Origin of the sequence: Chryseobacterium proteolyticum (assembly GCF_046591535.1) — a bacterium.
Classification (GTDB): domain Bacteria; phylum Bacteroidota; class Bacteroidia; order Flavobacteriales; family Weeksellaceae; genus Chryseobacterium; species Chryseobacterium proteolyticum.
Window position 1 is genome coordinate 48,421 of sequence record NZ_JBJLWK010000002.1, and the last position, 12,764, is coordinate 61,184.

Below are 12,764 nucleotides of genomic sequence, written 5' to 3' on the forward strand. Positions count from 1 at the left end.
CTACCAACAATAATGAAGAAAATAGATATTCAGTTATCTCACTCTGATAAAGAAGAGAAAAAAATCCCATTACTATCTCAAAATATTTCAATTATCGAGGTTGGAGCTTATTCTGAAATATTTGAACTTTTTATAGATTTTATAGGCATTAAAACACTTATTGTTACTGACTTAGATAGTACTCGTAAAGTTAAAAAACTAAATAAAAATGATAAAGAAATCACAAATGGTGAAGCCTGTCGTGTCGCAATTGGAGATAATTATGCAAATCCAGCACTTAAATTTTTCTTAAATAACAAAACTCTTGAAGAATTAAAATCTCTCACATTAAAAGATAAATGTTTGATTAAAACAGATGATAAATGGGTTCCAAATGAAAATGGAACTGTATGTATTACTTATCAAACTGATTATGATGGATATACCGCAAGAAGCTTTGAAGATTCTTTTTTAGCTATACCACAAAATAAGAATTTAGTTATTAGTAAAATAGATAGCTTTAAAGGAATTAAAAATCCTAGACATTTTGATAATGAAAATAAAGATTCTTATGATTTAGCAAATGAATGTATTAATAAGAAACCCCATTTTGCCTTAGACATCTTATATCATAGTAATGATGATTATTCTAATTGGGAAATTCCTGAATATATAAAAGAAGGTTTGTTATGGTTGAAAGAGAATTAAAAAGTGAAATAGATCAGATTTTTGATCATATAGAAAAAGGGGATAATTTTTTATTAAGTGGTGGAGCTGGAAGTGGAAAAACATATACATTAGTACAGTGTATAATTGGAATAATTGATAAGTTTCCAAATCATAAGATTGCCTGTATTACATATACAAATTCTGCTGTTAAAGAAATTGAAGAGCGTATAAATCATAAAAATTTACAGGTTTTAACCATTCATGATTTTTTATGGGATTGTATAAAAAATTTTCAAAACGAATTAAAACATGCAATAGTTACCCTAGCTAATAATCCCTTGCAGAAAAAAATAAATATAGAGAGCCCTAATGTAGAAATGTTTTCCGAAGGTATTAGATATATGGAAAATCTAAATTTATCTAAAGGAATAATTTCACATAATGAATTATTAGTAATTGCTGAATATTTATTTGAAAAATATGAAAAATTATGTGATATAATCAAAGACAAATTTAATTTTATATTGATTGATGAATATCAAGATACTAGCGAATTAGTGATAAGGATTTTTCTAGATCATTTCAGAAAGGGTTCAAAAAAGAATATAATAGGTTTTTTCGGAGATGCAATGCAATCTATTTATGAAGATGGTATCGGAGATTTAAATAAGTATAAAGAAAATGCGGGTGGTTTGGTTCAAGAAGTTAAGAAGCTAGAAAACAGAAGAAGTCCACTGAATGTAATTAATTTAGCTAATAAAGTAAGAAATGATGGTTTAGAGCAATTACCGCAATTGGAAAAAACAAACCCTATTCCCCCAAATATGAATGAAGATGGTACAATTAAGGTAGGGGAAATTAGATTTTTATATTCTGCGGAAAATAATTTGGATAAAGTTAGAAAATATTTAGAATGGGATTTTAATGAGAAAGATAAAGACGGGAATTTAAAGTGTAAAGAGTTAAATCTAACTCATAATCTCATCGCAAAAGAATCTCAATTTGGATCCTTAATGGACATTTATAACAATGACCAAATATTAGAATATAAATATATTGTTGATGTCTTCTTAAAAAATAATCCACAAATTCAAATAGATGAAAATGACACCTTTGGAGATGCAATAGAAAAATCCGGACAAGTTCCTAATGGAGGCAAAATGTCTGACTTTATTAATTCAAATATTGATCTCTTTAACGAAGCTAAATCATATAAATTTAATTTGTTTAGAAAAATTTACCTAAATAGTGATATTCTTACGGACGATAAAAAACAGAATGAAAAAGACTTAATTAAGAAAGGAACAAAAAGAGATAATTTATTAAAACATTTATTTAAGATTCAAAATTGTATAAGACTTTACAATGAAAAGAGATATAATGAATTTTTGAAAATTACAGATTATAAGATTAATTCAATTGAAGACAAAAAAATACTACAAGATCATATAGAAGCTCTTTCAAAAACTGATGGAAAAACGATTGGTGACGTAATTGAAAAAGCAGATGAATATAAATTGGTTTATGCTGACGATAAACTATACGAGTTTATACAAAATAAGCAATATGTCTATAACAGAATTTCTAAAGTTAAATATTCTGAATTCATTAATCTATATAATTATTTAGAAGGTTTTACCCCGTTTTCAACCCAACATAAAACAAAAGGAAGAGAATTTGAAAAAGTTCTTGTAATATTAGATAAGGGTGGTTGGAATAATTATAATTTTGAATATGTTTTTGATGATGGAACAATTTATAAATCTTTGGTTGATGGGAAAGCAAAATCAAAATTGTCAAATTATCCTAAAATTAAAGAAAGAACGGAAAAAATATTTTATGTATGCTGTACTCGTTCTAAAGAAAAATTAGCTGTTTTTTTTCATAATCCTAAACCATCTGTTATAAACACTGCAATAGCTTGGTTTGGTGAAGAAAATACTATAAATATTGATAATTTTTAGTATTCATTATATATATTGATGGAGATAAACATGCATACTCTTTAAATTATTCGCTCTGCGAAGTCTCCAGACTTCGTAGTAACTTTAAAGGCAATGAATTACAATTATAATTACTTAGAAACACTTACAATTTCAATTCACCCCCTTTATTATCTCCAGAATTTTCGTTGCCGCCATAGTCCCCATGCTGTACCCATCATTAATAATGCATTCATAAGAATCATCAAGGTACTTGGGAAGAATACCTTCCGTAATAGCAATTACTTTTACTGCAGAGGCCTGTAATTTATTTTTAACTAATGAACTGTGCAATCCTGCAAGCGTTTCGTCACTCATGGCAAAATAACCATCAAAATGTTCATACTCCAGAATGGTACTGAGCTTGTCTTTTACCTCATCGGCAGATTTACAGTAGATTACTTTGCACTTAATACCTGAATGGTTTTTGAGTTTTTCAAGAAAGAAATCTCTTCTGGTTTGGGTTATTTCCAGGTTTTCATCCCCAAAAACAGCCAGTATGCTTTTACAATGACTTTCTATCAGCTTTTCGGCAGCCATTCCGGCATTCAGTCCATTATCGAAAATAATTTCATCGAAATGATTTTGCGAGATCGTTTTATCAAAAATAACAACGGGAAGCTCAATGTCTCTGGCTTTTTGCAGGTGGGAAAGATCTTTCGTATATCGTGTAAGAGAAATCAGGATTCCGTCTACCCGGGAGTTGATGCAGGTTATAATATTTTCCTTTTCCCTCATCAAAGACTCTTCCGAGGAGAGCAAAAAAAAAGTGATACCCCTCTCTGTGCAGCACAGAAGATATTCCTTTAATAATAGAAGGAATAAAGAACATTGACATTTCAGGAATGATAAGCCCGATCACTTTCGATGATTTCTTCCGGAAGTTGATGGCAAAATCATTAGGGACATAATTAAAAGTCTCTGCGGCCTCTTTTACTTTAAGCTTTACGGCATTGCTGATATCAGGATGATCCTTCAGTGCCCGGGATACTGTAGATACACTAATGTTCAGCATTTCGGCAATGTCTTTTATTGTGACTCTTTTCATTATAAGTTAATTGAGGCCATTTTTGGGTTAATTCAGGACTGTTTTCGGAGCAAATCTAAGTTAAAAAAACGTTAATTTTAACCATAAAAATGTTATTAAAAAGTTAAAATTCAAATAAGTTATCCACCGCAAACGATTGCGCAAACGTTTGAATTTAATTATCATTTAACATACGGGATAAAGCTCATTTTACATAGGGTAAAAAAAAATACTTTTGGATCATAACAAAAAAACTCCGAAACGATATGGAATCAAAAATTTTTACCAGACTGCTTATTTTGGGTACGATGAATACAGCTGCATTCATGTTTTCCCAAAGTACAGAAAATGATACGATTGTAAAAAGTAAGGCCATTGATGAAGTGGTGATCACAGGAAATTCCAATCCTAAAGCTTCCATTAAAACCAGTACTTCTATATCCACATTAAAAATGAAAGATATAGAAAATGCTGCCCCAAGAACAACTGCGGAAATTTTCCGTACTATTCCTGGGATCCGTTCGGAATCATCAGGTGGAGAAGGAAATTCCAATATTACGGTAAGAGGAGTTCCGGTTTCGGCAGGAGGTTCAAGATACCTTCTGATCCAGGAAGACGGTTTACCGGTGATGCAGTTTGGAGACATTGCTTTCGGAACGCAGGACCAGTTTACCCGATTTGATTCTTTTGTTTCCAGAGTAGAGGCCTTACGAGGTGGATCTGCCTCTATTTTTGCCAGCAATTCTCCGGCAGGGATCATCAATTTTATTACAAAAACAGGAGAAAAAGAAGGTGGAAGCATTACGCAGCAGATTGGTCTTAATTATAAAAACTACAGAACAGATTTCGATTACGGAACATCCATAGCGGAAAATACCTATATCGCAGTAGGAGGGTTTTACAGGATATCGGACGGACCGAGAAAAACCGGATTTAATTCCAATAACGGCGGACAGTTCAGACTTTCTTTACTGAAAAAGTTTGATAAAGGAAGCTTCAGAATATATGCAAAGCTCCTGGACGACAGAACAGCCGCTTATATGCCGATGCCGGTAGGCGTTACAGGAACCGACGGAGATCCTAAATGGTCTTCTCTGCCGAATTACAATATTCTCACAGGTGCTTTACAAACCATTAATCTGCAACACGACAGAACCTTAGGAAATGACGGAAATATTTTTAACAGTGATGTTTCGGATGGAATGCATTCCCTTTCAAAGGTGATCGGGGCAGAGTTTAATTATGACCTTGGAGAAGGCTGGAAGCTGGAAGAAAAAATTCGTTATGCGGCCAACAGCGGACAGTTTATTGCCCCTTTTCCTGCCAGTGTAAGCAAAGGCAGTGATTTCTTTACTGCTGCTAATTTCACCAATTTCGGAAGTGCTGTGTATGCAGGGACGAATACTCCGGTAGATATGAATGCCAATTATATGAAGCTGGCCCTTTTTAATGTAAAGCTGAACAACTTCAATAACTTCGTGAATGACTTGAATATCAACAAGAAATGGAACAAATTAAAATTGAATGCAGGCTTATATAAATCGACACAAAACATCAATATGTCCTGGATGTGGAACAATTACATTCAGGAAGTCAATGACAGCAATGCCCGGTTGGTTGATGTAAAAGATACGTCCGGAGCATTGATCACAGACCATGGTTTACTGAATTACGGAATGAAAGACTGGGGAAACCTGAAGAGGGATTACAATACCAAATATGATATCACCGCACCCCATGCCCAGATTGAAATCAATGCAACAGATCAGCTGACGATAGATGCCGGAGCAAGATACGATATCGGAAAAGTAACGGGAACTTTTTCAGGCGCCACCGTTACCTATACAAGCCTTGATATGAATGGAAACGGCGTCATTGATATTCCTGAACAAATGGTGGGATCCAATGATAACATTAATGTTCCGGTCAACTACAGATATGGCATTTTCGGATATTCGGTAGGCGCCAATTATGCACTCAACAGTAAAAATGCTGTATTTGCAAGAGTAAGCCAGGGTGGAAGCGCTTCTGCAGACAGAATCCTGTTTTCAGGATATAATTATACCAATAATGACGATCCTGCCCTGGATGCTGTAAAAATAAATAAGGTCAACCAGATAGAAGCGGGATACAAACTGAGAGGAGCGGGATATTTCCTGAATACCACACTTTTCTACGCCGGAACAAAAGAAGCGAATTACGAAGCAACCACCCAGAGGAAAACAGAAAATAAATACCAATCTCTGGGAGTAGAGCTGGATGGATATTACAGAATTACAAAAAGTTTTGAAGTAAAAGCAGGGCTTACTTATACCCATGCTGAGATCAAAAATGCACTTGACCCTTCTATTATTGGGAACACGCCGAGAAGAACCCCAAAGCTGATGTATTCCGTAAACCCGAATTTCAATATGGGTAAAGTGAATGTCGGGTTTTATCTGATCGGAACCACAAAAGCATACACCCAGGATTCCAATAAGCTGGTGATGCCGGGATATGCTATTGTAAATCCTTACATTTCTTATCAGATCATGAAAAACCTTTCAGTAAACGTGAATGCCAATAATATCTTTAACGCCATTGCAGTTACGGAGGCCGAAGAAGGATCCATCGCAGGCGGAAATGGAATTGTAAGAGCCAGAACACTTCCGGGAAGCAGCTACAGCGCAAGTGTGAAATTTGATTTTTAATAGTTGTTATAGACGGACTCTTTTTTTTTAATCCGCTCTGTATTTAAAAAAAAATAAAAAATATGTTTAAACAGGAAGCCATAGAGATCATCAGAAAAGCCATTACAAAAGAGGGTATTCTGGCCTCAGCACAGCAAAAAGATAATTATGCAAGAGTATGGTCAAGGGATTCGATGATGACAGGATATGCCGGAATTTTAATCCATGATGAGCAGATCATTTCCGGGCTTAAAAGATCTATTCTCACCTTAGCCGAACATCAGGCAGAAAACGGGCAGATTCCTTCCAATGTGGTGAATAGCAAAGCGAGTTACGGAACACATGTAGGAAGAACGGATGCTACGGCATGGTGGATTGTTACGACCTGTGAATACCTTAAAACAACATCAGATGATACGCTTAAAAGCAGCCTGAAAGAGAAGATATATCAGGCGCTTTCATGCCTTAAGACCTGGGAATACAATCAAAGAGGTTTGGTCTACAGCCCCCTTGGAGGAAACTGGGCGGATGAATATGTGACATCAGGATATACGCTGTATGATAATGTTCTGAGATACTGGGCATTGAAAAACACCTCAGAAGTTTATAATGATCCCGAATTAAAAGCAGTATCGGAAAACACAAAAAATCTCATTCAGCAGAATTTTTATAAAAATGATTCCAATGTAACCAGGTATCATGAAAAAGCCTACGCAAAAGCTTCAGCAAAACCCTACTTCTGGGCGTCACTGAATGCAAACGGATACGACGAACGGTTTGATCTGGCCGGAAATGCACTGGCTCTACTTTTAGATTTTGAAATGGATATACAGGCTTTTTCAGAATTTCTAAAGGGTATCCGTGATGAGTTTAAGCACTGGATGCTTCCTGTCTTTTACCCGGTTATTTTTCCGGGAGATGACGATTGGCGTTTACTGGAAAACAACTACAGTTACAGCTTTAAAAACCAACCCTACCATTTTCACAACGGAGGATCGTGGCCTATATTTTTAGGATGGCTGTGCCTGGGTCTTAAGAAAAAGGGAATCAGGGAGATTCCTGAAAAAATTATGACGGAATACGAAACATTAATGCATGAAAAGGGTGAGCATTTCAGAGAATATTATTCAACAGACAAGCTCTTGCCACTGGGAACCGGGCAGCTTTGTTTTTCTGCATCCGGATATCTTTTCATGTCCCTGTAAAGCATTGTTTCAAATAACCAAGATAGGTTCAAAAAATTAAAAAAATGATTGGAGATATTATCGAACTGAAAGAAAAACACCTGGCCACCGCCAGAGAGATCACAGAAATACTGAAAAAACGTTTCACTTTACATAAAGAGCAGAAAATAGCGATAGGAATTGCAGGAGAAAGCGGAAGCGGAAAGTCCGTAACAGCTTTTGCCGTTCAGAAGATCCTGGAACAGGAAAACCTGAAGGGCATTGTTCTGCAAATGGATGATTACTTTAAACTCCCCCCGAAAACTAATCACGAAAACCGTCTGAAATCTCTGGACAACGTAGGCATACATGAGGTTGATCTCTATACACTTTCTCAAAATATAAGGGACTTTAAAAATGGAGATCCGGAAATAGAAAAACCTTTAGTGAACTACGGTGAGAATACTATAAGCAATGAAATAGCGGATACATCAGAATATAGTATTATTATTGCAGAAGGCACTTACGTCCTTGAAATTGAAGATTTTGATTTTAAAATTTTCATAGACAGGGATTATAAGGATACTTACAGAAACCGGATGAACCGTAACCGGGATGAACAAAGTGATTTTATAGAAAAAGTATTGGAAATAGAACATCAGATTATCAGAAATTTTAAAAATAAAGCAGATCTTATTCTGGGGAAAAACTATGAACTTTTAAATACCGGTTTATGAAAGCAAAAAGAATCATTCCCCACCTGAGCTTCTGGCAGATCTGGAACATGAATGTTGGATTTTTTGGTATTCAGTACAGTTTCGGACTTCAGCAGACGGCCGTAAATCCTATTTATTCTTTTTTGGGTGCCCATGCTGAGCAGCTTCCTATCCTGAATCTGGCCGGGCCTATCACAGGGTTACTGATACAGCCTCTGATAGGAGCCATCAGCGATAAGACCTGGAGTCCTAAGTGGGGACGAAGAAAGCCATTCTTTTTGCTCGGTGCTCTATTTTGCAGCATTGCTCTATTTTTATTCCCTTTCAGTTCTACCATCTGGATGGCAGCAGGTTTGTTATGGATCCTGGATGCGGCGAATAATACAGCTATGGAGCCTTACCGAGCTTTTATTGGTGATAAACTCCCTGAAGACCAGCAGACATTCGGCTTTCAGATGCAGAGCCTGTTTGTAGGGGCGGGTATTACCCTGGCAAATCTTTCACTGTTTGTTTTTCAGAAATATCTCGCAGGAAATTCTACGAACGGCGGTATTCCGGTCTGGGTTTACTATTCGTTTTTCTTAGGTTCCTTCTGCTCCATTGCATCGGTAGCCTGGTCTGTGTATAAAACACCGGAGATTCCGCCCACCGAAGATGAGCTTAAGGAAATAAAAAAAAGCCAAAGAAAGCAGCACGTTTTTTACTCCTTTTATAGAAATAATCATTGCCATCAGAGAAATGCCAAAAGTTCTCTGGCAACTGGCCCTGGTGTACCTTTTCCAGTGGTATGCCCTTTTTGTGTACTGGCAGTTTATCACGCCCATGCTGAAATGGTCACTGTACGGAGTTTCCGAAGCTGATGAAATGAAAGCCCATCATCTTCTGGAAAGCACTAAAAGCGGAATACCCATTGCAGCATCCGACCTGACTTGGGCAAAAAACATATTGCACCAGGTAGAAGTAGCGGTGGGACAAACGGGACTTATGAATGGCTCTTATAATATTGTGACCATGATTTCCGCATTGCTCCTGGTACCTTTTGCTAAAAAGTTCAGTTCAAAAAACACCTATATTTTCTGTCTATTCCTTACAGGATTCGGAATAATGACGTTACCTTTTATCAGGAATGAATATGCTATTCTTATCCCAATGGTGGCTCTTGGAATTGGATGGGCTTCCATGATGGGCTTGCCCTACTCCATCGTTTCCCCTTCTATCCCTCACCGGAAAAGGGGAATCTACATGGGCGTTATCAATATGATGATCGTTATTCCCATGCTGATTCAGACCCTGTCTTTCGGGACTATTTTTAATTTCTTTCTGAATAGTAATCCTTCTTCAGCCATTATGGTCTCCGGAATATTATTTCTGACTGCCGGCGCATGTGTCTTTTTTATTAAACCTGATATTCCTAAAAGCGAATAATACCGGATGATAAGAATTATTCTTTAATAAAACTTCAATAAAAAAATCCCAGCTTGCGTTGGGATTTTTTAAGCCAAATAGCTACAATTCTCCGATATTGCAGCATTTATATTATTTTTTCACAAGCTCTACTCTACGGTTTTGCGCTTTCCCTTCTTCAAACTATTATCCCCTATAGCATTTAATACTGCTATAAGAAGGTCTTTTCCTATATCCAACAAGCAACTACTCGAACATAGAGTTTATGTTTTGCTTGTTATTTCCAGGCTGGCAACATTCAATATTGCAACAAAGTTTCATTTTATAAAATTTTATCCTTACTTTTACCGCTTCTTATGCAAAAAACATTGAAAATCTTTTTTACCTTTTCTCTGTTACTGATCTTTCTTTCGAACGTCAGTGGAATAAGCATATGTCTTGAACATGCGAAACATGTAACAACCAAGATTGTCACCAAAGATGATTCTAAAAAGGAAAAAGCCCCTACAGTTTCCCAGGACGACTGCCAATGTGCACTCCATTTGCAGATGAATACAAGTCTTCTTCCGGAAATTCAGAATCTAAATTTTGCTATAAACGATTCAAATGATAACGAAATACCTCAGCCAAAGGCCGTATCATACCGTTGTCTCCTTGATTTTTTCTCTTCCAGGGCTCCTCCCGTTCTCTCCTGATTTCTAGTTTTTCAAACTAAACTCTTTTAGCTACAGATTTGTTATCTGCAGTAACTGTCTTTTTGGGATATTTTATTTTAAAAGCAGAATAAGATATTCTTTACTCACCAGGTATTTAATTATACCTATTTTACTCTCTATTTATGTCATTTAATGCTTATAATCCTGGAATCATACATTTTATTCCCACTAAAACTTTTCATTTAGCAGGCTTAGGTTGTATCATATTCTCAGGTGTGATCCATGCTCAGAAAATTAAAAAAGATTCAATTCCCGTCACTATTCAGACGGTAGAAATTACAGGGCGAAAATCCAAAGATTATATTTCCGATTATTCATTTGCGGCCACTAAGATTGCGATGAAAAACAAAGATCTTCCGCTCACGCTGAATACGGTTACCAAAGAACTCATCAACGACAGGCAGGCGTTCAGGCTGGGAGATGTACTGAAAAATGTTGCAGGCGTTTCCAATGTAAGTTTTTATAATCAGTACAGCATCCGGGGAATCAGCCAGAATGAAGAAGGCCAGATCATTAATGGAATGCGCACCAGGCAATATTATTTTCTTCAGCCGATGACCCCACATATCGAGCGTGTAGAGGTTTTTAAAGGTCCGGCAAGTATTACCATGTCCAGCGTAGACCCAGGAGGAACCATCAACATGGTAACTAAAAAACCTTTGGCAAATTCCCGTTACGAAGTAAGTTTATCGGGAGGAAGCTTTGATACCTATCGCCTTTCCGCAGATGTAACCGGACCTTTGAATACCAGTAAAACGCTTTTATACCGTTTCAACGGTGCCCATCAGCATGCCCAATCGTTTCGTGATCATGTAAAAAATAACGGAATTTTAATTGCTCCCTCGATCTCCTTTATCCCTAATGATAGAACTTCGGTGAATGTAGAAATGATTTACAACGAAATGAACGGAAACCTCGATAGAGGACAGCCTATCTTTGGAGCAGTTGCCGGAAAAACCGATCTCAACAGTACTCCTGTTAGTTTAAATCTGGGGGCTCCGGGTGACTATTTTAAAACAAAAGATCTTACTCTGATGGGAAGCCTAGCCCACCATTTCAATAAAAACATCAGCTTTAATGCTTCTTATATGAAACAGTTCTGGAACGAAGACATCCATGAAACGAGGACCACAAATTCTTTTGTGCCGGATATCAGCAATAACCAGATTTCCAGCCTGGTGATGATGCAGTATATGGAAAGAATTCAGCATTGGTCGGTAGATAATATTAATGCCTATTTTAATTTCACTTACAGAACAGGATCCCTTGAACATCAGACGTTAGTAGGATATGACAGCCATATCTGGGAGAAAAAAAAGCGGCGGAAAACAAGATGCCGCAAGAGGTTTCATGATGAAGGATGGAACAGTAAGCTCATCTTATAATCCAGCCAATGCTGCTTTATATCAGACATCGGTTTATAATGGCATTATATTTCCCACCCCCAATGTGAGCCCATTCGACCTGACGCCCGGAGCGGCAAACCATCAGGGGAATAACTATACTGTTTTGAATATCATCAACCCGTTACCAACGGCTTTAACAACTACTCATGCAGCATATGTACAACATTTACTCACGTGGAAAAAGTTTAAACTTCTGGCGGGACTCAGACAGGAATGGTTTCAGGATATTACCCATTATAAGCAAGCGGAAGAAAGTTCTTTCAGAAATCAGAAGATGCTTTACCGGGTCGGCCTGACGTACAGCATCACAGAAAATACAAACATATACGCAACATATCTTACAGGGTATCAGCCACAATCCAATACGGTTACCCTGATGCCGCAAACAGTAAATTTTACAGGTGCAATTTCCGCCTCATTGTACAAACCCCTGCTTTCCGATCTAAAAGAATTCGGGGTCAAAACAAAGCTTTTTGGAAAAATTAATGCCACTTTTTCCATCTATGAAATCAATCAGAAAAATATCCTGATGAACGCCAATAATCCTGCGGAGCCTGATCAACTGATCCAGCGTGGCGCAGACAGAAGCCGTGGTTTTGAGGCTGAGTTTACGGGTCATATTCTTCCGCAATGGCACATTTATGCTGGTTACAGCTATATTGATGCAAAAGTTCTGGATGATTCCAATCCTGCTTTAATTGGTTTAGCTAAAGAAAATACATCAAAAAATTCCGTCAATATCTGGACGAGGTATAATTTTACCAACATTCAGCCTTTAAAAGACTTCGGAATGGGTGCGGGAATGCTCTATCAAAGTAAAAAAATTCCCTGGTTCACCAGAAGTTTCGAACTTCCCGCTTATACTACCGTGGATGTGGCAATTTATTATTCCGTACCGCAAACTAAGCTTCAGCTGGCTTTGAATGTGAACAATATTACCAATACAAGGTATTGGATAGGCGCTCAAAATTACCTGAGACTGTTCCCCGGTGCCCCAAGAAATTATCTATTTACAGCAACTTATAAATTTTAA

12 protein-coding genes are annotated in these 12,764 nt (G+C 36.9%); 10 read left to right on the forward strand and 2 right to left on the reverse strand.

The window, feature by feature from the left end; genetic code table 11:
- Window positions 1-9: 9 nt before the first annotated feature.
- Together ACJ5H0_RS06085 and ACJ5H0_RS06090 are read left to right on the forward strand one after the other, a co-directional pair.
- Window positions 10-687, forward strand: coding sequence for a toprim domain-containing protein (locus tag ACJ5H0_RS06085; protein ID WP_411249481.1), 678 nt, complete (start codon window positions 10-12; stop codon window positions 685-687).
- On the forward strand, window positions 669-2,612 hold the full coding sequence (locus ACJ5H0_RS06090) for a UvrD-helicase domain-containing protein (RefSeq protein ID WP_411248152.1): 1,944 nt from the start codon (window positions 669-671) through the stop codon (window positions 2,610-2,612). The genes ACJ5H0_RS06085 and ACJ5H0_RS06090 overlap by 19 nt, the downstream gene beginning before the upstream one ends.
- A 132-nt stretch (window positions 2,613-2,744) precedes the next feature.
- On the opposite strand, the gene ACJ5H0_RS06095 is transcribed toward ACJ5H0_RS06090, so the two are convergent.
- Window positions 2,745-3,368 (reverse strand): substrate-binding domain-containing protein, encoded by a 624-nt coding sequence (locus ACJ5H0_RS06095; RefSeq protein ID WP_411248154.1) that lies wholly within the window; start codon window positions 3,366-3,368, stop codon window positions 2,745-2,747.
- A complete protein-coding gene (locus tag ACJ5H0_RS06100; RefSeq protein ID WP_411248156.1) occupies window positions 3,253-3,678 on the reverse strand; it encodes a LacI family DNA-binding transcriptional regulator in 426 nt (141 codons plus the stop codon). The genes ACJ5H0_RS06095 and ACJ5H0_RS06100 overlap by 116 nt, the downstream gene beginning before the upstream one ends.
- A 245-nt stretch (window positions 3,679-3,923) precedes the next feature.
- Here ACJ5H0_RS06100 and ACJ5H0_RS06105 point away from each other — a divergent pair, with 245 nt between their 5' ends.
- From ACJ5H0_RS06105 to ACJ5H0_RS06140, 8 genes are all read left to right on the forward strand, one after another.
- Window positions 3,924-6,347 carry a TonB-dependent receptor gene (locus ACJ5H0_RS06105; protein WP_411248158.1) on the forward strand — a complete coding sequence of 808 codons (2,424 nt, stop codon included), beginning with the start codon at window positions 3,924-3,926 and terminating at the stop codon, window positions 6,345-6,347.
- Window positions 6,348-6,409: 62 nt separating this feature from the next.
- Window positions 6,410-7,531, forward strand: a complete 1,122-nt coding sequence (locus ACJ5H0_RS06110) for a glycoside hydrolase 100 family protein (RefSeq protein WP_411248160.1) — start codon at window positions 6,410-6,412, stop codon at window positions 7,529-7,531.
- Between the two features lie 44 nt (window positions 7,532-7,575).
- On the forward strand, window positions 7,576-8,226 hold the full coding sequence (locus ACJ5H0_RS06115) for a uridine kinase family protein (RefSeq protein WP_411248162.1): 651 nt from the start codon (window positions 7,576-7,578) through the stop codon (window positions 8,224-8,226).
- Window positions 8,223-9,065, forward strand: coding sequence for an MFS transporter (locus ACJ5H0_RS06120; RefSeq protein ID WP_411248163.1), 843 nt, complete (start codon window positions 8,223-8,225; stop codon window positions 9,063-9,065). The genes ACJ5H0_RS06115 and ACJ5H0_RS06120 overlap by 4 nt, the downstream gene beginning before the upstream one ends.
- Window positions 9,028-9,630 (forward strand): MFS transporter, encoded by a 603-nt coding sequence (locus ACJ5H0_RS06125; RefSeq protein WP_411248165.1) that lies wholly within the window; start codon window positions 9,028-9,030, stop codon window positions 9,628-9,630. The genes ACJ5H0_RS06120 and ACJ5H0_RS06125 overlap by 38 nt, the downstream gene beginning before the upstream one ends.
- Before the next feature lie 347 nt (window positions 9,631-9,977).
- On the forward strand, window positions 9,978-10,304 hold the full coding sequence (locus ACJ5H0_RS06130; protein WP_273648430.1) for a hypothetical protein: 327 nt from the start codon (window positions 9,978-9,980) through the stop codon (window positions 10,302-10,304).
- Window positions 10,305-10,447: 143 nt separating this feature from the next.
- On the forward strand, window positions 10,448-11,710 hold the full coding sequence (locus ACJ5H0_RS06135) for a TonB-dependent siderophore receptor (RefSeq protein ID WP_411248167.1): 1,263 nt from the start codon (window positions 10,448-10,450) through the stop codon (window positions 11,708-11,710).
- Window positions 11,616-12,764: a TonB-dependent siderophore receptor gene (locus tag ACJ5H0_RS06140; RefSeq protein ID WP_411248168.1), complete on the forward strand. Its 1,149-nt coding sequence runs from the start codon at window positions 11,616-11,618 to the stop codon at window positions 12,762-12,764. Before ACJ5H0_RS06135 ends, ACJ5H0_RS06140 begins: the two co-directional genes overlap by 95 nt.